The sequence below is a fragment of the Vibrio sp. QJM3NY_39 genome (assembly GCF_057785895.1).
This window is the reverse complement of sequence record NZ_CM173505.1, coordinates 317,957-343,751: the sequence shown is the minus strand read 5'-3', so window position 1 is coordinate 343,751 and position 25,795 is coordinate 317,957. Positions and strand designations below refer to the sequence as shown.

At 45.2% G+C, this 25,795-nt stretch carries 41 protein-coding genes; 13 read left to right on the top strand and 28 right to left on the bottom strand.

Annotated features, from left to right (window positions below; translation table 11 throughout):
- Positions 1-70 precede the first annotated feature (70 nt).
- From AC3CHU_RS01645 to AC3CHU_RS01595, 11 genes are all read left to right on the top strand, one after another.
- Positions 71-2,047, top strand: a complete 1,977-nt coding sequence (locus AC3CHU_RS01645; RefSeq protein ID WP_017069395.1) for a bifunctional 2',3'-cyclic-nucleotide 2'-phosphodiesterase/3'-nucleotidase — start codon at positions 71-73, stop codon at positions 2,045-2,047.
- A gap of 284 nt (positions 2,048-2,331) precedes the next feature.
- Positions 2,332-2,919: a DedA family protein gene (locus tag AC3CHU_RS01640; protein ID WP_065207470.1), complete on the top strand. Its 588-nt coding sequence runs from the start codon at positions 2,332-2,334 to the stop codon at positions 2,917-2,919.
- Complete coding sequence (locus tag AC3CHU_RS01635) at positions 2,916-4,049, top strand: D-alanine--D-alanine ligase (RefSeq protein WP_488524978.1); 1,134 nt, start codon at positions 2,916-2,918, stop codon at positions 4,047-4,049. The genes AC3CHU_RS01640 and AC3CHU_RS01635 overlap by 4 nt, the downstream gene beginning before the upstream one ends.
- A 19-nt stretch (positions 4,050-4,068) precedes the next feature.
- Positions 4,069-4,611 (top strand): DinB family protein, encoded by a 543-nt coding sequence (locus AC3CHU_RS01630; protein WP_017083769.1) that lies wholly within the window; start codon positions 4,069-4,071, stop codon positions 4,609-4,611.
- Between the two features lie 2 nt (positions 4,612-4,613).
- Positions 4,614-5,363 (top strand): NRDE family protein, encoded by a 750-nt coding sequence (locus AC3CHU_RS01625; protein ID WP_488524977.1) that lies wholly within the window; start codon positions 4,614-4,616, stop codon positions 5,361-5,363.
- Positions 5,364-5,372: 9 nt separating this feature from the next.
- Positions 5,373-5,810, top strand: coding sequence for a YHS domain-containing (seleno)protein (locus tag AC3CHU_RS01620; RefSeq protein WP_065207473.1), 438 nt, complete (start codon positions 5,373-5,375; stop codon positions 5,808-5,810).
- A gap of 10 nt (positions 5,811-5,820) precedes the next feature.
- On the top strand, positions 5,821-6,264 hold the full coding sequence (locus tag AC3CHU_RS01615) for a hypothetical protein (RefSeq protein WP_488524976.1): 444 nt from the start codon (positions 5,821-5,823) through the stop codon (positions 6,262-6,264).
- Between the two features lie 12 nt (positions 6,265-6,276).
- A complete protein-coding gene (locus AC3CHU_RS01610; protein ID WP_488524975.1) occupies positions 6,277-8,031 on the top strand; it encodes a bifunctional lysophospholipid acyltransferase family protein/GNAT family N-acetyltransferase in 1,755 nt (584 codons plus the stop codon).
- 71 nt (positions 8,032-8,102) lie between these two features.
- A complete protein-coding gene (locus tag AC3CHU_RS01605; RefSeq protein WP_065207476.1) occupies positions 8,103-8,669 on the top strand; it encodes a Crp/Fnr family transcriptional regulator in 567 nt (188 codons plus the stop codon).
- A gap of 57 nt (positions 8,670-8,726) precedes the next feature.
- On the top strand, positions 8,727-9,179 hold the full coding sequence (locus AC3CHU_RS01600) for a GNAT family N-acetyltransferase (protein WP_065207477.1): 453 nt from the start codon (positions 8,727-8,729) through the stop codon (positions 9,177-9,179).
- A complete protein-coding gene (locus tag AC3CHU_RS01595) occupies positions 9,179-10,027 on the top strand; it encodes a DMT family transporter (RefSeq protein WP_488524974.1) in 849 nt (282 codons plus the stop codon). Before AC3CHU_RS01600 ends, AC3CHU_RS01595 begins: the two co-directional genes overlap by 1 nt.
- Positions 10,028-10,086: 59 nt before the next feature.
- On the opposite strand, the gene AC3CHU_RS01590 is transcribed toward AC3CHU_RS01595, so the two are convergent.
- Positions 10,087-10,671 (bottom strand): LysM-like peptidoglycan-binding domain-containing protein, encoded by a 585-nt coding sequence (locus AC3CHU_RS01590; protein ID WP_026012320.1) that lies wholly within the window; start codon positions 10,669-10,671, stop codon positions 10,087-10,089.
- A 213-nt stretch (positions 10,672-10,884) separates the two neighbouring features.
- On the opposite strand from AC3CHU_RS01590, the gene bamJ reads away from it, so the two are divergent.
- Complete coding sequence (gene bamJ / locus AC3CHU_RS01585; RefSeq protein ID WP_488524973.1) at positions 10,885-11,505, top strand: BamJ family beta-barrel-assembly machinery protein; 621 nt, start codon at positions 10,885-10,887, stop codon at positions 11,503-11,505.
- Between the two features lie 134 nt (positions 11,506-11,639).
- Positions 11,640-12,134 carry a DUF2780 domain-containing protein gene (locus AC3CHU_RS01580; RefSeq protein WP_102569526.1) on the top strand — a complete coding sequence of 165 codons (495 nt, stop codon included), beginning with the start codon at positions 11,640-11,642 and terminating at the stop codon, positions 12,132-12,134.
- A 325-nt stretch (positions 12,135-12,459) separates the two neighbouring features.
- Here the strand turns inward: AC3CHU_RS01580 and rplQ are convergent, their stop codons facing one another.
- The 27 genes from rplQ to rplC all read right to left on the bottom strand — a co-directional run bounded on the left by rplQ (position 12,460) and on the right by rplC (position 25,785).
- Positions 12,460-12,840 (bottom strand): 50S ribosomal protein L17, encoded by a 381-nt coding sequence (gene rplQ / locus AC3CHU_RS01575; protein WP_004729812.1) that lies wholly within the window; start codon positions 12,838-12,840, stop codon positions 12,460-12,462.
- 24 nt (positions 12,841-12,864) lie between these two features.
- The gene (locus tag AC3CHU_RS01570; protein ID WP_004729813.1) at positions 12,865-13,857 is read right to left on the bottom strand and encodes a DNA-directed RNA polymerase subunit alpha; all 993 of its coding nucleotides are present in this window, start codon (positions 13,855-13,857) and stop codon (positions 12,865-12,867) included.
- A gap of 22 nt (positions 13,858-13,879) precedes the next feature.
- Complete coding sequence (gene rpsD, locus AC3CHU_RS01565) at positions 13,880-14,500, bottom strand: 30S ribosomal protein S4 (protein WP_004729814.1); 621 nt, start codon at positions 14,498-14,500, stop codon at positions 13,880-13,882.
- 31 nt (positions 14,501-14,531) lie between these two features.
- Positions 14,532-14,921: a 30S ribosomal protein S11 gene (gene rpsK / locus AC3CHU_RS01560; protein ID WP_004738778.1), complete on the bottom strand. Its 390-nt coding sequence runs from the start codon at positions 14,919-14,921 to the stop codon at positions 14,532-14,534.
- 19 nt (positions 14,922-14,940) lie between these two features.
- The gene (gene rpsM / locus AC3CHU_RS01555) at positions 14,941-15,297 is read right to left on the bottom strand and encodes a 30S ribosomal protein S13 (RefSeq protein ID WP_004738779.1); all 357 of its coding nucleotides are present in this window, start codon (positions 15,295-15,297) and stop codon (positions 14,941-14,943) included.
- 149 nt (positions 15,298-15,446) lie between these two features.
- The gene (gene rpmJ, locus AC3CHU_RS01550; RefSeq protein WP_000868186.1) at positions 15,447-15,560 is read right to left on the bottom strand and encodes a 50S ribosomal protein L36; all 114 of its coding nucleotides are present in this window, start codon (positions 15,558-15,560) and stop codon (positions 15,447-15,449) included.
- Between the two features lie 41 nt (positions 15,561-15,601).
- Positions 15,602-16,936 (bottom strand): preprotein translocase subunit SecY, encoded by a 1,335-nt coding sequence (secY, locus tag AC3CHU_RS01545; RefSeq protein ID WP_004736759.1) that lies wholly within the window; start codon positions 16,934-16,936, stop codon positions 15,602-15,604.
- Positions 16,937-16,956: 20 nt separating this feature from the next.
- Complete coding sequence (gene rplO / locus AC3CHU_RS01540) at positions 16,957-17,391, bottom strand: 50S ribosomal protein L15 (RefSeq protein ID WP_004736758.1); 435 nt, start codon at positions 17,389-17,391, stop codon at positions 16,957-16,959.
- A gap of 5 nt (positions 17,392-17,396) precedes the next feature.
- A complete protein-coding gene (gene rpmD / locus AC3CHU_RS01535) occupies positions 17,397-17,573 on the bottom strand; it encodes a 50S ribosomal protein L30 (protein ID WP_004736756.1) in 177 nt (58 codons plus the stop codon).
- A 7-nt stretch (positions 17,574-17,580) separates the two neighbouring features.
- Positions 17,581-18,081: a 30S ribosomal protein S5 gene (gene rpsE / locus AC3CHU_RS01530; protein WP_004736754.1), complete on the bottom strand. Its 501-nt coding sequence runs from the start codon at positions 18,079-18,081 to the stop codon at positions 17,581-17,583.
- Between the two features lie 14 nt (positions 18,082-18,095).
- Positions 18,096-18,449, bottom strand: coding sequence for a 50S ribosomal protein L18 (gene rplR / locus AC3CHU_RS01525; protein ID WP_004736752.1), 354 nt, complete (start codon positions 18,447-18,449; stop codon positions 18,096-18,098).
- 9 nt (positions 18,450-18,458) lie between these two features.
- Positions 18,459-18,992: a 50S ribosomal protein L6 gene (gene rplF, locus AC3CHU_RS01520; protein ID WP_004736750.1), complete on the bottom strand. Its 534-nt coding sequence runs from the start codon at positions 18,990-18,992 to the stop codon at positions 18,459-18,461.
- Positions 18,993-19,002: 10 nt separating this feature from the next.
- Complete coding sequence (rpsH, locus tag AC3CHU_RS01515) at positions 19,003-19,395, bottom strand: 30S ribosomal protein S8 (RefSeq protein WP_004736749.1); 393 nt, start codon at positions 19,393-19,395, stop codon at positions 19,003-19,005.
- 29 nt (positions 19,396-19,424) lie between these two features.
- Complete coding sequence (rpsN, locus tag AC3CHU_RS01510; RefSeq protein ID WP_004736747.1) at positions 19,425-19,730, bottom strand: 30S ribosomal protein S14; 306 nt, start codon at positions 19,728-19,730, stop codon at positions 19,425-19,427.
- Between the two features lie 16 nt (positions 19,731-19,746).
- Positions 19,747-20,286 (bottom strand): 50S ribosomal protein L5, encoded by a 540-nt coding sequence (rplE, locus tag AC3CHU_RS01505; RefSeq protein WP_004736744.1) that lies wholly within the window; start codon positions 20,284-20,286, stop codon positions 19,747-19,749.
- A gap of 24 nt (positions 20,287-20,310) precedes the next feature.
- Complete coding sequence (gene rplX / locus AC3CHU_RS01500) at positions 20,311-20,628, bottom strand: 50S ribosomal protein L24 (RefSeq protein WP_004736742.1); 318 nt, start codon at positions 20,626-20,628, stop codon at positions 20,311-20,313.
- 11 nt (positions 20,629-20,639) lie between these two features.
- Positions 20,640-21,011, bottom strand: coding sequence for a 50S ribosomal protein L14 (gene rplN, locus AC3CHU_RS01495; RefSeq protein ID WP_004736740.1), 372 nt, complete (start codon positions 21,009-21,011; stop codon positions 20,640-20,642).
- Between the two features lie 162 nt (positions 21,012-21,173).
- A complete protein-coding gene (rpsQ, locus tag AC3CHU_RS01490; RefSeq protein ID WP_004736739.1) occupies positions 21,174-21,428 on the bottom strand; it encodes a 30S ribosomal protein S17 in 255 nt (84 codons plus the stop codon).
- Positions 21,428-21,619, bottom strand: coding sequence for a 50S ribosomal protein L29 (rpmC, locus tag AC3CHU_RS01485; protein WP_004736737.1), 192 nt, complete (start codon positions 21,617-21,619; stop codon positions 21,428-21,430). The genes rpsQ and rpmC overlap by 1 nt, the downstream gene beginning before the upstream one ends.
- Positions 21,619-22,029, bottom strand: a complete 411-nt coding sequence (gene rplP, locus AC3CHU_RS01480; protein ID WP_004736736.1) for a 50S ribosomal protein L16 — start codon at positions 22,027-22,029, stop codon at positions 21,619-21,621. Before rplP ends, rpmC begins: the two co-directional genes overlap by 1 nt.
- 11 nt (positions 22,030-22,040) lie before the next feature.
- The gene (rpsC, locus tag AC3CHU_RS01475) at positions 22,041-22,739 is read right to left on the bottom strand and encodes a 30S ribosomal protein S3 (protein WP_004736734.1); all 699 of its coding nucleotides are present in this window, start codon (positions 22,737-22,739) and stop codon (positions 22,041-22,043) included.
- Between the two features lie 18 nt (positions 22,740-22,757).
- Entirely contained in the window at positions 22,758-23,090 is a 333-nt protein-coding gene (gene rplV, locus AC3CHU_RS01470; protein WP_004736732.1) for a 50S ribosomal protein L22, read from the bottom strand.
- A gap of 10 nt (positions 23,091-23,100) precedes the next feature.
- On the bottom strand, positions 23,101-23,379 hold the full coding sequence (rpsS, locus tag AC3CHU_RS01465) for a 30S ribosomal protein S19 (protein WP_004736729.1): 279 nt from the start codon (positions 23,377-23,379) through the stop codon (positions 23,101-23,103).
- Positions 23,380-23,398: 19 nt separating this feature from the next.
- Positions 23,399-24,223, bottom strand: coding sequence for a 50S ribosomal protein L2 (gene rplB / locus AC3CHU_RS01460; protein WP_017076297.1), 825 nt, complete (start codon positions 24,221-24,223; stop codon positions 23,399-23,401).
- 14 nt (positions 24,224-24,237) lie between these two features.
- Complete coding sequence (gene rplW, locus AC3CHU_RS01455) at positions 24,238-24,540, bottom strand: 50S ribosomal protein L23 (protein WP_004736765.1); 303 nt, start codon at positions 24,538-24,540, stop codon at positions 24,238-24,240.
- Complete coding sequence (rplD, locus tag AC3CHU_RS01450) at positions 24,537-25,139, bottom strand: 50S ribosomal protein L4 (protein WP_004736764.1); 603 nt, start codon at positions 25,137-25,139, stop codon at positions 24,537-24,539. The genes rplW and rplD overlap by 4 nt, the downstream gene beginning before the upstream one ends.
- A gap of 16 nt (positions 25,140-25,155) precedes the next feature.
- Positions 25,156-25,785: a 50S ribosomal protein L3 gene (gene rplC / locus AC3CHU_RS01445; protein ID WP_004736763.1), complete on the bottom strand. Its 630-nt coding sequence runs from the start codon at positions 25,783-25,785 to the stop codon at positions 25,156-25,158.
- Between the last annotated feature and the right edge of the window lie 10 nt (positions 25,786-25,795).

Here is a 25,795-nt window from a genome sequence, read left to right as displayed (position 1 = left end):
TAATCATTGTTTCATTCGGTTTTGTTACATTACGCAACGAATTTTCTACTATCCACTTTGGAGCTACAAAATGAAAGTTGCAATGAAACCTTTGTCATTGGCTGTACTTGCGGGTCTTGGTTTGACTTTAGCAGGCTGCACAACAACACCAGATACCGATGAAGTGATTAAATTACGTGTCGTAGAAACGACGGATATCCATACCAATCTAATGGATTACGACTACTACAAAGACAAGCCATCGAAAAAAATTGGCTTAGCACGTACTGCAACTCTAGTAAAAGAAGCTCAAAGCGAAGTAACCAACAGCGTATTAGTTGATAACGGTGACTTGCTGCAAGGTAGCCCAATGGGTGACTACATGGCAGACAAAGGCATCGAAGCGGGCGAAGTTCACCCTGCATACAAAGCTATGAACCAACTAAGCTACGACGCTGCAAACCTAGGTAACCACGAATTCAACTACGGTCTTGAGTTCCTAGAAGAATCTATCAACGACGCTGATTTCCCGTACATCAGTGCTAACGTTTACGACGCAGAAACCAAAGAACACTACTTCACGCCTTATATCATCAAGACGCACACGTTCGAAGATACTGCTGGTGTAGAGCACGAAGTAAAAGTGGGTTACATCGGTTTTGTTCCACCACAAATCATGACGTGGGATAAAAAGAACCTTGAAGGCAAAGTGATCGCTCGTGACATCATTGAGACGGCTAACGAGTTAGTGCCTCAAATGAAAGCGGAAGGCGCTGAAGTTATCGTTGCTATCCCTCACTCAGGCGTATCAACTGACCCATACAAAAATGGCGAAGAGAACTCAACGTTCTACCTATCTGAAGTAGATGGCATTGATGCGATCGCATTCGGCCACTCTCACGCAGTGTTCCCAGGTAAAGGTTTTGATGACATTCAAGGCATCGACAACGAAACGGGCACAATGAACGGCGTTGCGGCAGTAATGCCAGGTCGTTGGGGTAGCCACGTTGGTGTTATGGACCTAACACTGGCACAAAAAGACGGTAAGTGGGAAGTCGTTAAAGGCCAATCAGAAGCACGCCCTATCTACGACAAGATCGAGAAGAAATCTCTTGCTGCGGCTGATGAAGGCATCGTAACAGCACTAGAAAAAGACCACGCTGGTACTCGTGAGTTTGTTAACCAACCGATTGGTAAAGCAGACGATGTGATGTACAGCTTCTTGTCTCTAGTACAAGACGATCCAACAGTTCAAATCGTTAACCTTGCACAGAAAGATTACGTTGAACAGTTCATCCAAGGTGACCCTGACCTAGATGGTACGCCAGTACTTTCAGCGGCTGCACCATTCAAAGCCGGTGGCCGTAAGAATGATCCAGCGAACTTCACTGAAGTTGAATCTGGTCAACTGACATTCCGTAACGCAGCTGACTTGTACCTTTACCCGAACACGCTAGTTGCGATGAAGGTAACAGGTCACGAAGTAAAAGAGTGGCTTGAGTGTTCTGCAGGTCAATTCAACCAAGTTGATGTTAACTCAACAGCACCACAACAGTTGATCGAGTGGGATAACTTCCGCACTTACAACTTCGATGTTATCGACGGTGTTGATTACCAAATCGACGTAACTCAACCTGCGAAATACGATGCAAACTGTAAAGTCGTTAACCCTGACTCACAGCGTATTGTTGGCCTAACTTACCAAGGTAAGCCAATCGACATGAAGCAAGACTTCCTGATCGCAACCAACAACTACCGAGCATACAGCGCTAAGTTCCCAGGCACAGGTGAAGACTTCATCGCATTTGATGCACCAGATGAGAACCGTACTGTTCTTGCAAACTACATCTCTCGCGTAAGCAAAGAACAAGGTCAAGTGAGCCCAAGCGCAGATAACAATTGGTCATTTGCACCAATCAAAACGGATAACAAGCTAGATATCCGCTTTGAAACATCTCCAAGCGACAAAGCAGCAGAGTTCATTAAAGAGAAGGGTCAATACCCGATGAAACGTGTTGCGACTGACGATGTTGGTTTTGCTGTTTACCAGATTGACCTAACTAAATAGATTGCTCAAGTAATCCATAGTTAACGTTCTGAAAGGCTGAGTTTAACGATTCAGCCTTTTTCTTTTCTTATAAATGTTCAGTCCAAAGCCTTAGGTTTCTAACCCTTTAACACCCTCTAGTTCTGCACCGAAACCACATACCTCAAACCACTCATTTCATTCAATCAACACAAAAAAGCGGTAATTGTCTGTAAGTTTTTCTCTGCTCCTCCTGTCTATTTAATTTACTACACTCAATGAATGGTCATTAAGCCATTCATCTATAGGATAGATAAGGACATTTGATGAGCACCGTCGAGAGCATTCAAGCATGGTTACATTCAGGAGAGGAGTCGCTGCTATGGCTGATGCTTGGCATCATCGCGCTTTCTTACCTGCTTGAAGATCTTGCGATTGTTACGGCGGCTGGTATCGCGACTCAAGGTCTAATACTTCCTCAATATGCGCTGCTTGCTATTTTCATCGGTATTGCCACGGGTGATCTCGGTCTTTATTACTTAGGGAAGTCAGGACGTTACTTCCGAGGTGTTCGATATAAAGCCCTCACGAATAAATACTTTCGTTCGCTTCGTACCAAATTACGTCAGAACGCATTCAGCAGCCTTTTTGTTATCCGCTTTATTCCAGGGCTTCGCACCGTCGGGTTTACCTTAAGTGGCTTTTTCGCCATCCCACTGTCTACTTTCTTGCTTGCTGTCATCAGCGCCACCGCGATCTGGACTGGCATTGTCTTCTCTGCCATCTACTATTTAGGGACATCAGCGTGGCTGCAAGCCTCTGAATATCAATGGATCGTTATCCCGTGTGCCATCGCTTTACTGTTTATCGGTAATCGATTAATGAATAAAACCTACTCTAGAGGATTATCATGAGTTCACCGCAAGATATTCGCATCATTCCCGCACATCAAATCAATGCAGGCATGCCTTCGCTTGAAAAAGATACCGTGCGCAGTGTCTCTCCTTATGAGTTTCTTCCGACTTGGTTCTTCTACACGCCAGTGGTGATTCAAAGCCTGATGCAAGGGTTACGGCACTTTGACTGGGCACTGCCGCTCATCGCCAACCCAAGCATCAAGTTAAGCGGTATGGTAGGCGAATCAAAACACGAGATATTAAGCCTTGCCGGATCTTCAAGTCAGCGTTGGATCTCTCCGTTTATCACCCTCACCAAAACGGATCTCAGCGGTAAGAAACAAGCTGAAGATGCACGCAGCGCACTCATACAATCCGATCTTGATTTCCCGATTGTCGCTAAACCGGATCTTGGCTGTCGAGGCGTTGGCGTCAAGCTGATCAACACACAAGATCAACTTGAGCAATATGTTGAATCTTTCCCAAATAACGCTCGCTTTCTACTGCAAGAAAAGGCGCCTTATCAGGCAGAAGCTGGCGTTTTCTATGTTCGTTACCCAAACAAAAAGCAAGGCGAGATCATCTCGATCACACTCAAATATGCGCCAATGGTGATGGGTGATGGCAAGTCGACACTCAAGCAGTTAATTGAAAATAGCCCGCGTGCTGGGCAGCTCAGTCACCTGTATCTACCAAGGCATGAAGATAAATTGGATCACGTGCTCGCAGAGGGCGAAGAGTTCCAACTCGCGTTCGCAGGTAGCCATAGCCGTGGCTGCATCTTCCGCGATGGCAATCAATACATCACTCGGGCTTTAACTGAACGTTTAGACGAGATATTCGATGACTTCGATGGTTTTCATTTTGGCCGACTCGACGTCAAGTTTAAGGACATGCACAGCCTAATGAACGGCGAGGATTTCACGATCCTTGAGGTCAATGGCGCAAGCAGTGAGGCTGGGCATATCTGGGATCGCAACACACCGCTGCGAGAGATATTTTCTACGCTACTTCTGCAATACCGCATTCTTTTTGACATTGGCGCTCAGCAAAAAAAACGAGGCCATAAGACTCCTTCTTTCAAGAGCTTATTCGCTGCGTGGCAAGAAGAGCGACGTCTTGTTCAACAATATCCGACCACTGACTAACTTTGTACGAGGACCATGAATGAACCCCATAGCCCAACCGAGCGCCCTCACTTCTTTCTCTCCTAGTATCAAAGGAGCGGTAGAGATATTGAATCAGGGTCTAGAGTTTTTGTTAGCGATATCTGACAGCGACTATCTGACACGAGCAAAGCCGCACGTCACAAGCTCTATTGGTGAGCATACTCGTCACACGCTCGATCTTTTTCACGCTTTAATTTTAAAAGAGAATGCGACCGTTGATTACAACACTCGCCGTCGTGGTCATCCCGTCGAATACGACCGCTCAATTGCAGTAAAAGAGATCCATTATGTGATCAACTGGCTTGAACGACTAGACCGCAGAGATCTCGAAGCGCCTATCATGATCCAAACCGAAGTTTCAATGGATACACAAGTATTCGCCAGCCTGCCTTCTACGTTAGAAAGAGAGGTCACCTTTGCTGCTCTGCATGCCAATCATCACTATGCGATGATCAAGGTGATCACGACCTTTCTTGATGTCGAAACATGCAATACCTTTGGTTATGCCCCAACCACCAGCAGCTATCTGAGGGAGCAATAATCATGTGTTCAGTCTCTTGGCTGCTTGAAGAAAATGGTTATCAGGTCTTTTTTAACCGTGACGAACAAAAGACGCGAGCACTAGCAATGCCGCCTAAACAGTATCGAGTCAACGCTGTCGATATCATCATGCCACTCGACCCAACTGGCGGTGGTAGCTGGATCAGTATCAATGAGTTCGGGCTTTCGTTATGCCTACTCAATAACTATCAAGGCATAGTCCCTGTTGGACCTTTAGTCAGCCGTGGTTTGTTACTCAAGAATCTATCATCGAGTCGTAACATCAGTCAGCTCTCTGAAGCATTTCATCAGCTCGACCTGCACACTTTTGCTCCATTTACCTTGTTGGCTTTCGCGCCGAATTTAACTCAGAACAATGGTTTGGTTATCGCCTACATGTGGGATGGTATTCAACAGCACATCATCGACACCGATTCTCCGCTGTTCTCATCCGGTGTTGATTTAGAGCGAGTGCAAGCCTATCGACAAGCAAAATACGATCAGCTTATGACAACAGGTAAGAATCAACAGAACTTACTTCAGTTTCACTCTCACCATCATAGCGAACAACCTCATTTAGCGACCTGTATGCATCGTGAAGACGCACATACGGTGAGCTTTACACACTTACGTAATCTACATGGCCAAGCCTCGATGTTTTATGCACCCGGCTCGCCTTATGAACCCATTAAGCCATGTCAGATAAATCAACAGCGCTTTACCTTCGATTTATCACCCGTAATCAATCTATAGGAGTCCATCATGAGAAAACTATTAACCATGGTCATGCTACTTGTTAGCCCATACGTATTTGCCGCCGATGAGATCTACACAGGATTCTTTAGCAGCAAGGCGCTCGATGGCTACGATACCGTCGCTTATTTCACTTCAAGTAAGCCTATTGAAGGCAGTAAAAAATTCAGCACAGAGTACAAAGGTGCGGACTGGTATTTCTCTTCTGAAAAGAATCTGACTTTATTTGTTAATAATCCTGAAAAATATGCCCCTCAATATGGGGGTTATTGCGCTTGGGCTGTTTCAGCAAAAAGTGACTTTGCACCCGGTGACCCGAACCAATGGACGATTGTTGATAACAAGCTTTACCTCAACTATGACCAAGAGATTAAGCAACGTTGGGAACAAGATCGAGCACAGCATATTCAAAAAGCCGACACCGTTTGGCCGCAACTGATCAAATAAGGGAATAACCATGACATTCACTCCAGCTAAACATATTCCTGCGGCATTTATCGCTTTCGTATTTGTTCAGTCGCTGTTTTTTAAGTTCACAGGCTCATACGAGACTGAGCATATCTTTGGCACCTTGGCGACATGGTCTGGCTTAAGTTGGTTCGGTTCATTTGGCGGCTACTTGATTGGGTTCGCTGAATTGATTGCGGCCATTTTGTTGTTTACTCATTGGCACGGTCTGGGTGCCATCATGAGTGTGGGGATTATGAGTGGCGCGATATTTTTCCATCTGTTTACGCCGCTCGCTATTCAAATGCCTGAGTTTAATGCAGCGGGTGAAATTGTCGGTTATGACGGCGGATTACTGTTTGGTATGGCATGCCTAATATGGCTTTGCGGTGCATTTTTAAGTGTAAAAGATTTCAAGAATCAAGACGGTTTCCTAAACAACTTTAGTCAATAAGGTAGCTTCATTATGATTGATAGTCCTTTTCGTTTACCACGTTACACGCCTTTTGGTTTAGGTGAGTCTGTTGTCGAGTGGGCAACTGGGCTATCTAAGCTAGATAAACTCTATCAAGATAGACCTGATGAGTTATCTAGCTTTGAATTCATGCATCACACCCTGTCGGCATTGAATATCGACTATTCTGTTTCAGCTGGTGCCACTGATAATATCCCTGAAGAAGGACCTGTAGTCATTGTGGCTAACCACCCACTTGGCGCAATTGAAGGTGTGATCCTTGCAGATCTCGTAGGATCGGTAAGGAAAGATGTGAAGGTGTTAGCGAATGAGTTGCTCAAGCGACTGCCTGAACTGGATGATCTTTTCATTGGGGTCGATGTCTTTAACAGTAAAGAATCGAAACGCACCAATGCTAAAGCTATTCGAGATGCCAATCGTCATTTAGCAGACGGTGGACTCTTGATAGTGTTCCCAGCAGGTGAAGTATCGAGTTACCGTAAAGGGGCAAAAACACTGACAGACATAGAATGGAGCAAGTCGGTTGCCAAGTTTGTTAAGCGTCATCAAGCCACTACGGTTCCTATCTTCATCAATGGTAAAAACAGTGAGCTTTTCTATCAAGCTGGCCGTGTCCATCCGCTATTAAGAACGGCTCTACTCGGGCGTGAACTTCTTAATAAGCAAGCGACTACCATCTCTATCTCTATTGGCTCATCGATTCCGTATTCGGAGATAAAATCGTTCGAACAAGAGATGGATATCGTCAACTATCTACGACTCAATACCTATCTAATGAGTCAACAAGATAGCCCTAGCACAGCAGTCCATGCCCCCTCTTTTGACACTCAAGTGATAGCACCAATCTCACCAGAAGTATTGTCCATCGAGATTAGCTCGCTCCCTGAAGAGATGAAACTGCTCGAGCAAGGTGACTTCGAAGTCTACTGCACACCAAGCCAGTCGATCCCCAATTTAATGCGTGAGATTGGTCGAGTCAGAGAAGAGAGCTTTCGAGAAGTGGGAGAAGGCAGCGGGCTTGCCTGTGATTTGGATGAGTATGACCTTTACTACCATCAACTCTTTGTGTGGAACAAAGCCAAGGCTGAACTGGTCGGGGCGTACCGACTTGGTATGGTCGACAAGTTAATCGCAGAACATGGGCTTGACCAGCTCTACTCTCGAAGTTTGTTTAACTACAATCAAGAATTCATCGACACCCTAGATAACAGCATTGAACTTGGGCGTTCTGTAGTGAGCAAACCTTATCAAAAGAGCCTTAACTCACTGTTACTATTATGGAAAGGCATCGCAGCCTTCGTGTATCGTCACCCTCAATACACTCATCTATTCGGTCCAGTCAGTATCAGTAATGATTACAGTCACAATGCTCGCCTGTTGATCGCGACGACCTTATCGATTCACCACTACGATGAGGAAAAGGCGAATTTGGTTTCTCCTTCGTCACCACTCAATACCAGTAATCATGTGTTCTGGCAGAATCACCTGTTATCGTCATTGGCGAGTGTTCCTCTGCTCTCTAAAGTGTTAGCACGTATGGAGCAAGGAAAAGGCCTGCCAGTACTACTGCGCCAGTATCTAGGGATGAATGGGAAATTGGTGTGCTTTAACGTCGACCCATCTTTTAATGATGCCTTGGATGGCTTGATTGTGGTTAATCTTAAGAAAGTACCGTTGAAAACCCTAGGAAAATACATGGGAAGAGACCTCGCTCAAGATTATCTAGAACAACACAGTCGACGCTGATTTAGCCTGCTCTGTACCTCTCCCCAAATAAGTGCGATGATTTCGCCACTTATTTGGGTTAGGTTATTTTCATGCACACCTCTTTTATCAAACAACTACAAAGCTTTGACTTCTCTGAGAGTCAGGTTGAATCTCTATTAGCTGTCGCGAAGCCGCTTGAGCTGCCAACCCGACACATCCTGATCAATCAAGGTGAGATGGCGAGTTCAATCTACTTTGTACTTGAAGGCTTATGCCACGCTTGTTATCTCACTAATGACGGTAAGCAATACAGCAAAGAATTCTACTGGGAACAAGACTGGATCATCGGCTTTGAGAGTTTGATAAAGAACCAAGCGTCCCCTTACCTACTAGAAACGCTCACACCCATCACAATGTTAGAACTGCCAATGAATGCGGTTATTGAGTGGCGAGCATCAAATAACCCTTTGTATTTAAAGCTGTTAGAAACTCAGCTCATGCATAAGGAAAACAAAGAACGCTTTATGCTGCTCTATACTCCAGAGCAACGCTATCAGCTTTTCTGCGAACATTACCCCGACCTTGAGCAGCGCTTGAACGACAATCAAATTGCGGCTTACCTCGGTATAACCGCGATCAGCCTGAGCAGAATCAAAGGTCGAATTAACAATAGTTAATGCCAACAATCATCGCACATAGTACATTCAGAGCATCGATAATCTCTGGATGTAAACATGATCACTTGGCACTCAATTCCCTTCTCTGAACTTTCAACACAACAACTTTATCAACTACTTAAATTACGAGTCGATGTATTTGTGGTTGAGCAAAATTGCCCTTATCCAGAGCTCGATGGTAAAGATACACTCGCAGGTGTTGAACACTTGCTTGGCTATGCTGATGCAGAGCTAGTGGCGTGTGCACGTTTGTTACCCCCCGGCACCTCTTACGACAACACGAGCATCGGCCGAGTGGCGACCAAGCAATCGGCAAGAGGTGATGGCTTGGGTCATCAATTGATCAAAGAAGCGTTAACACGCTGTGAGGCTCTTTGGCCGAACAAGACCATCGATATTGGCGCGCAACAACACCTAGAAAACTTCTATGCGAGCCACGGGTTCGAAACTATCTCTGAGATGTATCTGGAAGACGATATTCCGCATGTAGACATGAGATTAGAAAAGTAATGACGAATATCACTGTCGGTATTCTATTGTTGGTTGCAGGTAACTTGTTTGCCTCGCTTTCCGACGTAGCGGTAAAACTATTGAATGGCGAAGTACCGCCCTTACAGTATATTTTTTTCCGACAGTTGATATCTCTGCTCATCATCACCCCTTTGTGGCTACAGCAGAAAAAAGAACAACGGCGCTTACAACAAGCTAAAGTGACCTTTATTCGAGGACAACTGATCCTAATCGGCAGCGGATGTATGGTCGTCGCGATCACCCACCTTTCTTTAGCTACCGCCAACGCAGTATTTTACGTCGCGCCCCTGTTGATGTTACCTCTCTCTATGTTTCTACTCAAAGAGCAACCGGCACTTGGCAAGGTTATCGCCACCACTATCGGTTTTATTGGTGCATTGATTGTCTTGAGGCCATCACAATTTCATTGGGCAGCACTGTTTGCTTTGGGTACAGCACTCACCCTCGCACTATTCAATGTATTGGTAAGAAAGCTTCCTAGTGAGCAAACGGTGGTTACTACGCTGTGGTGGACAACGTTATGCTCTATTCCAGCCTCATCAGTACTGTGCTTCTTATACTGGCAGCCGGTGTCTGTGGAGCATTTGGGGTACATAGCATTAAGTGCGACGCTCATTTTAAGCTACAACGGACTTGCGGTCGCTGCCTACCAAAAAGCACACTCTAGTCAAATTGCCTTGGCTGAATACTCAGGCTTAGTGTTTGTCGCAATAATAGGCGCGATATGGTTTGATGAGATTCCAGATACGTTAACCTTTATCGGAATTATGCTCATCATCTTACCGCTTGCACCTTTCAAGCGACCAAAAAAAAGAGCTAATCATTAGCTCTTTTCTATCGACTGTCTGTATCTGACGAAGCGCTTTAACGCAGGCTCAGTATTGAGCTATTTACTACGGCCAAAGCCACCGTCTGACAATCGAAAAAACATCACCGAAGTGTTGCCTTTTTCTAGCTGAAGAATGTCTAGTTTCCCGGTCTCGGCGAGTTTGAATCGAACTAGCTGGCCTTTACGAATCTGACTAAGTGGTTTGTCTGCCCCTTCAATACGCACTAGCGCGTTCAAGTCAGACAACGGTAAGTCGTTATTTCGAAAAACCTGCGCTAACGTATCCCCTTGCTTCACAAGATACTCTTGCCAATTATTGTTACTCGGTTCTGATGAACTGCTCTTGGCATTTTGCTGTTCGCTTAAGCCAACCGTGTTTATCTCAAGCTCGACGCGCGATGTTGCTGGGGCTGCGTCTACTTTAGGTTCTGGTAGCGGCACAAAAAGTAAGATCAATACGATCGGCGAAATCACCATCAATAATCTCTGGTGTAATTTCGGCAATGATCCCCAGGCCTGCACGGTTGAGGTTTTCATTTTCTTGATATCGATCGAGCTTAATTTCTCTTTGACCTGATTCAGTCGATCCTTGAACTCTGCTAAGTGGTCTACTTTCTGTTTTTTCTTTTGACGACGATTCATGCCACTGCGTCCTATACATTGAATAACTACAGTATAAAAACCAAAGTACCAACAGTATAGATCTTTCCGCTACAACAGAGACCAAAGCAAGAAAATTGACATAGCTGTGATTTGGACACGGTAAAGCGTAAGTGATCAGGGGCTAGCCGTTTATTCAGGCTGCTAATACTGGTATTCTTACCCTTTTCGTACTGACAAAAAGAGTGACTTTTCATGTCTGAAGTAAAATTTGAAACTGTAGAGCAAAAAGCTAGCTACGGTATCGGTCTACAAATGGGCCAACAACTTGCTGGTTCTGGTCTTGAAGGCCTAAACGTAGACGCAATCGCTGCTGGTATCGCAACAGCTCTAGTTGGTGACATGCCAGCTATCGAAGTTGACGAAATCAACAACGCACTACAAGAGCTACACACTCGTGGTGAAGCTGCACGTCAAGAACTAGCTAAAGCAGCTGCTGCTGACGGCGAAGCTTTCCTAACTGACAACGCTCTTCGTTCAGAAGTAACAGCTCTTGAGTCTGGTCTTCAGTACGAAGTACTAACTGAAGGTACTGGCGAAATCCCTACTGCAGACAAGCAAGTACGTGTTCACTACCACGGTGAACTAACTGACGGTACTGTTTTCGACAGCTCTGTATCTCGCGGTCAACCTGCTGAATTCCCAGTAACTGGCGTAATTCAAGGTTGGGTACAAGCTCTACAAATGATGCCTGTTGGCTCTAAGTGGAAGCTATACATCCCTCAAGATCTAGCATACGGTGAGCGCGGCGCAGGTGCTGCAATTCCACCATTTGCAGCTCTAGTATTTGAAGTAGAACTTCTAGCTATCCTTTAATTTTTATAAAAACCTTTAGTAAAACAAAATACTATAGGCAAATAAAATTAAAATAATCCAACGGCGATGTGACTACATCGCCGTTTTTCGTTTATAGTGAATAGGTCGATTACTTTATTACTTAAGGAAGAATAATGAAGAAAATACTCATCACTATGCTCAGCAGCCTTGCTGTAGTCTCTTGCGCTAGCACTAGCGACTCTGAACAAACCGGTTCAACATCAGATACCAACTATTCCCAATTATCACAAACTGCCCTGATGGCAGCTGTAAATATGTGGTCTCAACAAAACGAAACAACACCACTTGCTGATACCGTTGCTGACCAAGCATCTGTAACAAGCGATCAAGCGATTGGCGGTATCGGTTCAATGCTAGCACTTGCACAAAATTCGCTTGGCACTGCGGACAATAAAGAACTCGCATCACTCATTCCTGGAATGTCTTCACTTGAATCGACTGGCTTATCATCAGTTCTAAGCTCACAAGGTGCTGTTGAAAGTGCGTTTGCTGGGTTAGGTATGGATTCGTCAATGGTTACGACATTTGCACCCATCATTCTTCAGGCACTTCAATCACAAGGTGCAACGAGTGGCCTTATGGATTCACTTGCCGCTATTTGGCAGTAGGCCATCGCAATTAGCGATTAGCGATTAGCGATTAGTTGAAGAATATTATAAGGGCACTTCGGTGCTCTTTTTTGTGCGTGGAAGAAAAGATATTTGAGATACGAGATACGAGATACGAGATACGAGATACGAGATACGAGATACGAGATACGAGATACGAGATACGAGATACGAGATACGAGATACGAGATACGAGATATTTTTAAAAAATAGAGCAGAGCAGGCAAGCAAAAATGCCAAACATCGTGGTGCAATTTTTCAATTCGATAGAAACAAAAAAAGCCGAGCTAATGCTCGGCTTTTTGTATTAAGAATCTAGTATAGATTACTCAGCAGCTTCTTCAGCAGCTGGGCGGTCTACAAGCTCAATGTAAGCCATTGGAGCTTTATCACCAGTACGGAAACCACATTTAAGAATGCGAGTGTAACCACCTTGGCGAGCCGCGAAACGCGGGCCTAGTTCATTAAATAGTTTTGCCACAACTTCGTTATCACGAGTGCGAGCAAATGCAAGACGACGGTTAGCAACACTGTCTGTCTTAGCTAGGGTAATCAATGGCTCAATTACGCGACGTAGTTCTTTTGCTTTAGGCACGGTAGTTTTAATAACTTCGTGACGAACAAGAGAGCTAGCCATGTTGCTGAACATCGCTTTGCGATGACTGCTGTTGCGGTTGAGTTGACGACCACTTTTACGATGGCGCATGACCTAATCCTTCTAACTTTTCGATTAATCTTCAGCGATTGACGCTGGTGGCCAGTTTTCTAGGCGCATGCCTAGAGAAAGACCACGTGAAGCAAGCACATCTTTAATCTCTGTAAGAGATTTCTTACCAAGGTTTGGCGTTTTAAGTAGCTCAACCTCAGTGCGCTGTACAAGATCACCGATGTAGTGAATCGCTTCTGCTTTCAAACAGTTAGCAGAGCGAACTGTTAGTTCAAGATCGTCTACAGGACGTAGTAGGATAGGATCGAATTCTGGCTTCTCTTCCTTCTCCTCAGGTACACGTACATCACGAAGATCTACGAACGCATCCAGTTGTTCAGCTAAAATAGTAGCTGCACGACGGATTGCTTCCTCAGGTTCTAGAGTACCGTTCGTTTCCATATCGATAACAAGCTTGTCTAAATCAGTACGTTGTTCTACACGTGCCGCTTCTACAGCATAGGCGATTTTATCAACCGGGCTGTAAGTAGCGTCAACTAATAGACGACCGATAGGACGCTCATCTTCTTCAGTATGGATACGAGCTGAAGCTGGAACGTAACCACGACCACGTTCTACTTTGATACGCATAGCGATCTCAGCATTGTCATCCGTTAGGTGACAAATTACGTGCTCAGGGTTAGCGATCTCTACATCACCATCGTGGGTGATGTCACCTGCAACAACAGGGCCTGAGCCTGATTTGTTCAGTGTAATAAACACTTCATCTTTGCCTTCAGCAACGCGTACAGCTAAACCTTTAAGGTTTAGAAGGATTTCCAGGATATCTTCCTGAACGCCTTCTTTAGTGCTGTATTCGTGTAGCACACCTTCAATTTCAACTTCTGTTACGGCACAACCCGGCATAGAAGATAGAAGAATGCGGCGAAGAGCATTACCTAGAGTGTGGCCGAAACCGCGCTCTAATGGCTCAAGAGTTACTTTCGCGTGTGTCGTATTGATCTGTTCAATGTCAACAAGACGCGGCTTAAGAAATTCTGTTACAGAACCCTGCATTGTGTCCTCTCTTTTTTTAACCTTACTTAGAGTAAAGTTCGACGATCAAGTGTTCATTGATGTCAGCTGATAGGTCAGAACGCTCAGGCATACGCTTGAATGTACCTTCCATTTTGCTAGCATCTACTTCAATCCAAGTTGGCTTTTCACGTTGTTCAGCAACTTCTAGAGCCGCTTTAATACGAGATTGCTGTTTAGCTTTCTCGCGGATAGAAACAACGTCGTTAGCCGCTACTTTGAAAGAAGGAACGTTTACAACTTTACCGTTAACTAGAACAGACTTGTGGCTAACTAGTTGACGAGATTCAGCACGAGTAGCGCCAAAACCCATACGGTAAACTACGTTATCAAGACGACCTTCAAGAAGCTGAAGCAGGTTTGCACCTGTGTTGCCTTTAAGACGTGCAGCTTCTTTGTAGTAGTTGCGGAATTGTTTTTCTAGAACGCCGTAGATACGACGAACTTTTTGCTTCTCACGAAGCTGAACGCCATACTCAGATAGACGACCGCGACGAGCGCCGTGTACACCTGGTGCGTTATCAATTTTACACTTGGTATCGATCGCACGGACACCAGACTTAAGGAATAAGTCAGTACCTTCGCGACGGCTAAGCTTCAGCTTAGGACCCAAATATCTTGCCATGATCTTTCTCCAATATTCCTAGAAACGAAACTTAAACGCGACGTTTCTTAGGTGGACGACAACCGTTATGAGGGATTGGTGTCGCATCAACAATGTTAGTGATACGGAAACCAGCAGCGTTCAGTGCACGAACAGTAGATTCGCGACCTGGACCTGGACCCTTAACCATAACTTCCAAGTTCTTTAGGCCATATTCTTTAGCCATTTCACCACAACGCTCAGCTGCAACTTGTGCTGCGAACGGAGTAGATTTACGAGAACCACGGAAACCTGAACCACCTGCTGTAGCCCATGCAAGAGCGTTGCCTTGGCGGTCAGTGATAGTTACGATTGTGTTGTTGAAAGAAGCATGAATGTGCGCTACGCCATCAGCTACTTGCTTGCGTACGCGCTTACGCGCGCGAGTTGGTTGTTTTGCCATTGTACTCTACCTTATCCGACTATTTCTTGATCGGCTTGCGCGGACCCTTACGGGTGCGAGCGTTGGTTTTAGTACGCTGTCCACGTAGTGGTAGACTGCGACGATGACGAAGACCGCGGTAACAGCCAAGGTCCATAAGACGCTTGATGTTCATCGATACTTCACGACGTAGATCACCTTCTACAGTGTATTTAGCTACACCATCACGCAGTTGATCGATCTGCTCTTCAGTTAGTTCACTGATCTTAGCATCTTCAGCAATACCCACTTCAGCTAGAATAGCTTGAGAGCGAGTTTTACCAATACCGTAGATTGCAGTAAGTGCAATTACAGAATGCTTATGATCAGGAATGTTAATGCCGGCTATACGGGCCATTATTCACTCCTAAGGGGGTTCATAAAAGAATTATCCGCAGCAAAGCCCGTTATGGATACGCTGCGGCATACTACTTCTTTTGCACGCAAAAGGTAGGCCGAGGAATATACTCGACTCTACCTAGTATTTCAAGTAAAAATTTCTGCTGATTAGCCTTGGCGTTGCTTATGCTTTGGCTCACTGCAAATCACGCGAACGACACCGTTACGCTTGATAACTTTACAGTTACGGCAGATTTTTTTAACGGAAGCACGAACTTTCATTGCTAAACTCCGTAAATGGAATCGAAATAATTACTACCGAATTAACGGCCGTAACCTTTCAGATTCGCTTTCTTTAACACAGAATCATACTGTTGTGACATCAGATGAGTCTGTACCTGTGCCATGAAATCCATGATAACAACCACTACGATTAGTAGGGAAGTGCCGCCAAAGTAGAAACGAACGTTCCACGCGACCATCATGAACTCAGGAATCAGACATATAAAAGTAATGTATAGAGCGCCCGCAAGGGTTAGTCTAGTCATCACTTTATCGATATATTTCGCTGTCTGCTCACCTGGGCGGATACCGGGTACGAATGCACCAGACTTCTTCAAGTTATCAGCTGTTTCACGTGGGTTAAACACCAACGCTGTATAGAAGAAACAGAAGAAGATTATAGCTGCTGCATAAAGCATTACATACAATGGTTGACCTGGGCTAAGAGCTAATGACACGTCAGTTAACCAACCGAACGCGCTGCTTTCACCATTTTGACCAAACCACTGCGCTAATGTTCCTGGGAACAAAATAATACTTGATGCAAAAATCGCTGGTATAACACCTGCCATATTAATCTTAAGTGGCAAATGAGAACTTTGTGCTGCAAACACTTTACGACCTTGTTGACGCTTCGCATAGTTAACGACGATACGACGTTGACCACGCTCCATGAAAACCACGAAGTAAATTACAGCAAAAGACAATACCGCGATAAACAACAGAAGAAGCACATGCAATTCACCTTGACGCGCTTGCTCGATTGTTTGACCGATTGCAGAAGGCAATCCAGCAACAATACCTGCAAAAATCAGAATGGAAATACCATTACCGATTCCTCGCTCAGTGATTTGTTCACCTAACCACATCAAAAACATGGTACCAGTTACTAAACTCACGGTAGCAATAAGCGTAAACATGGTTTGGTTGATAACAACCAGATTATCGACCATGTTTGGTAAGCCTGTTGCGATACCAATAGCTTGGAATGTTGCAAGTACAAGCGTGCCGTAGCGTGTATATTGGCTTATCTTACGACGGCCTGCTTCACCCTCTTTCTTGAGTTCCGCTAACGCTGGATGAACTACAGTTAGCAATTGGACTACGATCGATGCCGAAATGTACGGCATGATACCCAATGCTAATATAGATGCACGCTCAAGAGCACCACCGGAGAACATGTTAAACATTTCTACGATGGTACCTTTTTGCTGATCGAACAAATCGGCAAGTACAGCTGCGTCAATACCAGGGATCGGCACAAAAGAGCCGGCTCGGAATACTAAAAGTGCACCAATTACGAATAATAAGCGCGACTTTAGTTCACTTAAGCCGCTTTGAGCACTACGAAAATCTTTTCCTGGTTTCTTAGCCATCTGTACCTCGTTCCTCGAGATTATTCCTCGATTTTACCGCCTGCAGCTTCGATTGCAGCTTTAGCGCCTTTAGTCACGCGTAGACCTTTAACAGTCACAGCTTTGCTTAGGTCACCAGAAAGAACGATCTTAACAAACTCGATGTTCTTAGTGATAACGTTAGCAGCTTTAAGGCTGTTAAGATCAACTACGTCACCTGTTACTTTCGCTAGCTCAGCTAGACGAACTTCAGCAGACACTAGGCTCTTACGAGAAGTGAAACCGAATTTAGGTAGACGTTGTTTTAGAGGCATTTGACCGCCTTCAAAACCTGGACGAACAGAGCCGCCAGAACGTGACTTTTGACCTTTGTGACCGCGGCCACCTGTTTTACCAAGGCCAGAACCGATACCACGACCTACACGCTTCTTAGAAGGTTTAGAGCCAGCAGCCGGTGATAGAGTATTCAAACGCATTCTGATTACTCCTCAATCTTAACCATGTAGTAAACCTTGTTGATCATACCGCGTACGCACGGTGTATCTTCAAGTTCTACTGTATGGTTGATGCGACGAAGACCTAGACCTTTAAGACACGCTTTGTGCTTAGGTAGGCGACCAATTGAGCTTTTAGTTTGAGTTACTTTAATAGTTGCCATCGTGTTCTTACTCCGAAATAGATTCAACAGTTAGACCACGTTTAGCAGCAACCATTTCTGGTGACTTAACGTCTACTAGAGCACCAATCGTTGCGCGAACAACGTTGATTGGGTTCGTTGAACCGTATGCTTTAGAAAGTACGTTATGTACGCCTGCAACTTCAAGTACGGCACGCATTGCACCACCGGCAATAACACCTGTACCTTCAGCAGCTGGCTGCATGTAAACTTTAGAGCCCGAATGACGACCTTTCACCGGGTGGTGAAGAGTGCCTTCGTTAAGCGCAACAGTAACCATGTTACGACGCGCTTTTTCCATTGCTTTTTGAATCGCAGCAGGTACTTCACGAGCTTTGCCGTAACCGAAACCTACACGACCATTACCGTCACCAACTACTGTTAGTGCAGTGAAGCTCATGATTCGACCACCTTTAACCGTCTTAGATACACGGTTAACAGCGATCAGCTTTTCTTGCAAATCATTAGCTTGTTGTTGTTCTTTAGCCATCTTCCAACCCTACCTTAGAATTTCAGACCAGCTTCGCGAGCAGAATCTGCTAGCGCCGCTACTCGACCGTGGTATTGGAAACCAGAACGATCAAATGCAACTGTAGCTACGCCTTTTTCAAGAGCGCGCTCAGCAACAGCTTTACCAACTGCTTTAGCTGCATCAACGTTACTAGTGTTCTTAACTTGCTCACGGATCGCTTTTTCTACAGTAGAAGCAGCTGCGATAACCTCAGAGCCGTTTGCCGAGATAACTTGAGCGTAAACATGGCGAGGAGTACGGTGTACTACCAAGCGAGTTGCGCCAAGTTCTGCAATCTTACGACGTGCACGTGTAGCACGACGGATGCGAGATGCTTTCTTATCCATAGTGATACCTTACTTCTTCTTAGCTTCTTTAGTACGCACATTTTCATCTGCGTAACGAACACCTTTACCTTTATAAGGTTCAGGAGCACGGTAAGAACGAATGTCAGCCGCAACTTGACCTACTACTTGCTTATCGCAACCAGTAATAATGATCTCAGTTTGGCTAGGGCACTCAGCTTTAATACCTTCAGGTAGAGCGTGCTCTACTGGGTGAGAAAAGCCTAGTGTTAGACCTACAGAGTTGCCTTTGATAGCAGCACGGTAACCAACACCTTTAAGAGTTAACTTCTTAACGAAGCCCTGAGTAACACCCACAACCATGTTATTAACTAGAGCGCGAGCTGTACCAGCCTGTGCCCATGCGTTAGTAACACCTTCTTTCGGACCGAAAGTTAGGTTGTTTTCTTCCTGTGCAATAACTACGGCGCTGTTAAGAACGCGAGTAAGCTCACCTTTGCTACCTTTTACAGTAACTTCTTGGCCGTTTAGTTTCACCTCTACGCCAGCTGGAATAGCGACAGGTGCTTTAGCAACACGAGACATAATCTACTCCTTAAGCTACGTAACAGATGATTTCACCGCCAAGACCTGCTTTGCGAGCAGCACGGTCAGACATCAGACCCTTGGAAGTAGAAACAACTGCAATACCAAGACCACCCATCACTGTAGGTAAAGAGTCTTTATTTTTATAAACTCTTAGACCAGGACGTGATACACGCTTGATTTGCTCGATTACAGGTTTAGCTTGGAAGTACTTAAGAGTAACTTCTAGCTCAGGTTTTACTTCGCTGTCAACAGCGAAGTCTACGATGTAACCTTCAGCTTTAAGTAATGCAGCAATTGCAACTTTAAGCTTTGAAGAAGGCATTTTTACAGCAACTTTATTTGCTGCCTGACCGTTACGAACTCGGGTCAGCATATCCGAAATCGGATCTTGCATGCTCATAAGATTTACTCCAAATGATTAAGTGGCAATTACCAGCTAGCCTTACGAAGACCCGGAATCTCGCCTTTCATGCAAGCTTCACGAACCTTAATGCGGCTTAGACCGAATTTACGTAGGTAACCGTGTGGACGACCAGTTTGGTTGCAACGGTTGCGCTGACGTGATGCACTTGAATCACGTGGAAGAGATTGCAGTTTAAGAACCGCATTCCAACGATCTTCTTCAGATGCGTTTACATCGCTAATGATAACTTTTAGCGCAGAACGCTTTTCAGCGAACTTAACTACTAGTTTTGCACGTTTAGCTTCACGTGCTTTCATTGATTGTTTAGCCATAACAGTAACCCTACCCTTACTTACGGAATGGGAAGTTAAAGGCAGCCAGCAGAGCTCGGCCTTCCTCATCGGATCCCGCAGATGTCGTGATAGTAATATCAAGACCGCGGACACGATCGACTTTATCGTAGTCGATTTCCGGAAAGATGATTTGCTCGCGAACGCCCATGCTGTAGTTACCGCGTCCGTCAAAAGACTTAGCGCTAACACCACGGAAATCACGTACACGTGGAAGTGCAATAGAGATTAAACGCTCTAAAAATTCCCACATGCGCTCACCACGCAAGGTTACTTTACAACCAATTGGGTAGCCTTCACGAATTTTGAAACCAGCTACAGATTTACGCGCTTTCGTGATAAGTGGCTTTTGACCAGAGATCGTTGCCATATCAGATGCTGCGTTTTCTAGCAGTTTCTTATCGTTGATTGCTTCACCAACGCCCATGTTTAGGGTGATTTTCTCAATCCTAGGGACTTGCATGACGCTTGTGTAGCTGAACTCTTTGGTAAGCTCAGCGACTACAGACGACTTGTAGTAATCATGCAGTTTCGCCATAGTAGAACTCCAAATTACTTCTAATTAGTTAGAAACAGTTTCGCCGTTAGATTTGAAGAAACGAACTTTCTTGCCATCTTCGATACGGAAACCGATACGGTCTGCTTTACCAGTAGCCGCGTTAAAGACTGCAACGTTAGAAGCATCAATAGCTGCTTCTTGTTCAACGATGCCACCTTGTTGACCTAGAGCCGGAACCGGCTTTTGGTGTTTTTTAACAAGATTAATGCCTTCAACAACAACTTTACCAGTTGTCAGAACCTTAGTTACTTTACCTTTCTTGCCTTTATCTTTACCAGCAAGAATGATTACTTCGTCGTTACGACGGATTTTAGCTGCCATGTTGCCGCTCCTTACAGAACTTCAGGTGCAAGTGATACAATCTTCATGAATTTCGCGTTACGAAGTTCACGAGTCACAGGACCAAAGATACGTGTGCCGACTGGTTGCTCAGTAGTGTCATTTAACAATACACAAGCATTACTGTCGAAGCGAATGACAGAACCGTCTGGGCGACGAACGCCTTTACGGGTGCGCACTACTACCGCCTTCAGAACATCACCTTTCTTTACTTTACCGCGAGGAATCGCTTCCTTCACTGTAACCTTGATGACGTCACCGATATGTGCATAACGGCGGTGAGAGCCACCCAGAACCTTAATACACATTACCTTGCGCGCGCCAGAGTTATCTGCTGCGTCAAGTGTACTTTGCATCTGGATCATTGTTAGTGCTCCGCTAAATATTAAAACTAGACCCTCTCGGGTCGGGCTGCCTCTTTAAAAGGGACGCGAATTGTACCACCCTTTTTTTAAATTGGGTAGACAAAAAACAAGCGGCTCCAAAAAATAATTTGGAGCCGCTTATAAGTTATAGAATTACAAAGATTAAATCTTCGCTTTTTCTAGAACTTTAACCAATGTCCAAGACTTAGTCTTAGACAGAGGACGACACTCAGCGATTTCAACTTTGTCGCCTAGGCCACAAGTGTTGTCTTCGTCGTGTGCGTGTACTTTAGTCGTGCGTTTGATGAACTTACCGTAAATTGGGTGTTTTACAGTACGCTCAATAGCAACAACGATAGACTTGTCCATCTTGTCACTTACTACACGGCCTTGCTGGATGCGGTTAGTTTCGCTCATTATGCGCCTGCCTTTTCAGTCAAAACAGTTTTCACACGTGCGATGTCACGGCGTACAGCTTTTAGAGTATGAGTTTGCTGAAGTTGACCAGTTGCAGCTTGCATGCGCAAGTTGAACTGTTCACGTAGCAAATTCAATAGCTCAGCGTTAAGCTCTTCAACGTTCTTTTCGCGTAGATCTTGTGCTTTCATCACATCACCTGCTTAGTTACAAAAGTAGTTTTAACAGGCAGTTTACGCGCCGCTAGGCGGAACGCTTCACGTGCCAACTCTTCAGGTACGCCATTCATCTCGTACATAACTTTGCCTGGTTGGATTTGAGCAACCCAGTACGCAACTGAACCTTTACCTTTACCTTGACGAACTTCAAGAGGCTTTTCAGTAATTGGTTTGTCTGGGAAAACACGGATCCAGATTTGACCTTGACGCTTAATGTGACGTGTCATAGCACGACGTGCCGCTTCGATTTGACGTGCAGTCAGACGACCACGGCCAACAGCTTTAAGACCGAATTCGCCGAAGCTTACTTCAGTACCTTTAGCTAGACCACGGTTACGACCAGTCATAACCTTGCGGAACTTAGTACGTTTTGGTTGTAGCATCGTTCGACTCCTTACTTACGGCCTTTACGCTGCTTCTTAGGCTTATCGCCTTTTGGCTCTACTGCGTTAGCAGCTGGCATACCGCCTAGAATCTCACCTTTGAAGATCCAAACTTTAATGCCGATCACACCGTATTGAGTGTGAGCCGAAGAAGTTGCGTAATCAATGTCTGCACGTAGAGTGTGTAGAGGCACACGGCCTTCACGGTACCACTCTGAACGTGCGATTTCAGCACCGCCAAGACGGCCGCCTACTTGTACTTTGATGCCTTTAGCGCCTAGACGCATAGCATTTTGTACCGCACGCTTCATTGCACGACGGAACATAACACGACGCTCTAGTTGAGACGCGATGCTATCAGCTACAAGCTGACCATCTAGCTCAGGCTTACGTACTTCAGCGATGTTAATTTGCGCTGGTACACCTGCGATTTTAGCTACAGCTGCGCGTAGCTTCTCTACGTCTTCACCTTTCTTACCGATAACAACGCCAGGACGAGCTGTGTGAATAGTCACACGGATGCTCTTCGCTGGACGCTCGATAACGATACGAGATAATGATGCTTTTTGTAGTTCCTTGGTAAGGAACTGACGTACCTTGAAGTCGCCGTCTAGGTTGTCAGCGAATTCGTTGGTATTAGCAAACCATGTAGCATTCCAAGGCTTGACGATGCCAAGACGAATACCATTAGGATGTACTTTCTGACCCATTGCTTACTCTCCTAGTCTTTAGCGATCTGCTACAACAATAGTGATGTGGCTTGAACGCTTCAAGATACGATCCGCACGGCCTTTAGCACGAGGCATAATACGCTTCATGATAGGGCCCTCATCTACGAAGATTTTAGCGACATTTAGATCGTCGATATCTGCACCTTCGTTATGTTCCGCGTTAGCGATAGCTGACTCAAGAACTTTCTTAACTAAAACAGCAGCTTTTTTGTTGCTGAAAGTTAGAATTTCTAGAGCCTGGTCTACCGACTTACCGCGAATTTGGTCTGCAACTAAGCGAGCTTTCTGTGGAGAAATACGAGCAAAGTTATGTTTAGCTAAAGCTTCCATCATCTACTCCTTATTTCTTCTTAGCTTTCTTATCTGCAGCATGACCGCGATAAGTACGAGTTGGTGCAAATTCGCCTAGTTTGTGACCGATCATTTCTTCGGTAACGAAAACAGGGACGTGCTGACGACCATTATGGACAGCGATGGTCAAACCAATCATTGTTGGGATGATCATTGAGCGACGGGACCAAGTCTTAATAGGCTTTTTGTCTCCGCTTTCCACCGCTTTCTCTACCTTCTTCAGCAAGTGTAGGTCAATAAAAGGACCTTTCTTGAGAGAACGTGGCATGGCGATTCCTCTTTATAAATTATTTAGTGCGACGACGTACGATGTACTTGTCAGTGCGCTTATTCTTACGAGTCTTGAAGCCCTTAGTAGGAACGCCCCAAGGAGATACTGGGTGACGACCACCAGATGTGCGGCCTTCACCACCACCATGTGGGTGATCCACCGGGTTCATTACTACACCACGTACGGTTGGACGTACGCCGCGCCAGCGTGAAGCACCAGCTTTACCAAGTTCACGTAGCATATGCTCAGAGTTACCAACTTCACCGATCGTTGCACGACCTTCAGAAAGTACTTTGCGCATTTCACCAGAACGTAGACGGATAGTTACGTATGCACCATCGCGAGCGATGATTTGAGCATAAGCACCAGCCGAACGAGCTAGTTGTGCACCTTTACCAGGCTTAAGTTCAACACAGTGTACAGTAGAACCTACTGGGATGTTGCGCATCGGCAGAGTGTTACCTGCTTTGATTGCAGCATCTACGCCAGATTGAATCTGGTCGCCTGCGTTAACACCTTTAGGTGCAATGATGTAACGACGCTCACCGTCTGCGTACAGAACTAGAGCGATGTTAGCACTACGGTTTGGATCGTATTCTAGACGCTCAACTTTCGCTGGGATGCCATCTTTAGTACGTTTGAAGTCAATCAGACGGTAATGGTGTTTATGACCACCACCGATGTGACGTACTGTAATACGACCGTTGTTGTTACGACCACCGTTCTTAGAGTTTTTCTCTAAAAGTGGTGCGTATGGCTTACCCTTGTGCAGGTCAGCGTTAACAACTTTAACGACGTGACGACGACCAGGGGAAGTCGGCTTACATTTAACAATAGCCATTTTTACTACTCCTGTTATTCCGCGCCGCCAACGAAGTCAAGATCTTGACCTTCTTTCAAAGTAACGTAGGCTTTCTTAACGTCTGAACGACGGCCTTCACGCATACCTTGACGTTTGGTCTTACCCTTTAATACAAGAGTATTTACAGACTTAACTTCAACTTCAAATAGCTTTTCTACAGCTGCTTTGATCTCTTTCTTAGTTGCATCTTTAGCTACTTTGAAAACGATAGTGTTCGCTTTCTCAGCTGCCATAGTTGCTTTTTCAGAGATGTGCGGAGCACGTAGAACTTTTAAGATACGCTCTTCAGTGATCATGCTAGCATCTCCTCAACTTGCTTAACTGCGTCAGCAGTCATCAGAACCTTGTCGAAAGCGATTAGTGATACTGGATCAACACCAGCAACATCACGTGCATCTACTTTGTATAGGTTACGAGCAGCTAAGAATAGATTTTCATCTACTTCGCCAGTCACAATCAGAACGTCGTTTAGCTCAAGCTCTTTAAGCTTAGCTACAAGTTCTTTTGTTTTTGGTGCTTCTACAGAGAAGTTATCAACAACGATTAGACGCTCTTGACGAATCAACTCAGACAGAATGCTCTTCATAGCACCGCGGTACATTTTTTTGTTTACTTTTTGGCTGTGATCTTGTGGTTTCGCAGCAAAAGTAACACCACCTGTACGCCAGATTGGGCTACGAATTGTACCAGCACGTGCACGGCCAGTACCTTTTTGGCGCCATGGCTTAGCACCGCCGCCTGATACTTCAGAACGAGTCTTTTGAGCACGAGTACCTTGACGAGCACCTGCTGCATATGCAACAACTACTTGGTGTACTAGAGCTTCGTTAAAGTCACGTCCGAAAGTAGTCTCGGAAACAGTTAGTGCATCAGCACCTTTAACCATCAATTCCATTACTTACTCCTAGACGTTATGCTTTAACAGCAGGTTTTACGATCACGTTACCGCCTGTTGAGCCTGGTACTGCACCTTTAATAAGGAGTAGATTGCGCTCAGCGTCAACACGTACGATCTCTAGGTTTTGAGTCGTTACACGCTCAGCTCCCATGTGACCTGCCATTTTCTTGCCTTTAAACACGCGGCCTGGAGTTTGACATTGGCCAATTGAACCCGGTGCGCGGTGAGACAAAGAGTTACCGTGAGTCATATCTTGAGTAGAGAAATTCCAACGCTTGATAGCGCCTTGGAAGCCTTTACCTTTAGATGTACCAGTAACGTCTACTTTTTTAATTTCGTTGAAAAGTTCTACGTTTAGCTCAGCGCCAACTTCAAACTCTTCGCCGTTTTCTAAACGGAATTCCCAAAGACCGCGACCTGCTTCTACACCCGCTTTCGCGAAGTGACCAGCTTCAGGTTTAGTTACACGGTTAGCTTTCTTAGCACCAGTAGTTACTTGGATTGCTGCGTAGCCGTCTGTCTCAAGAGTTTTAACTTGAGAAATACGGTTCGCTTCAACCTCAACAACAGTTACTGGGATAGAAACGCCTTCTTCAGTAAATACGCGGGTCATACCCACTTTACGTCCGACTAGACCAATCATTATTCTTATC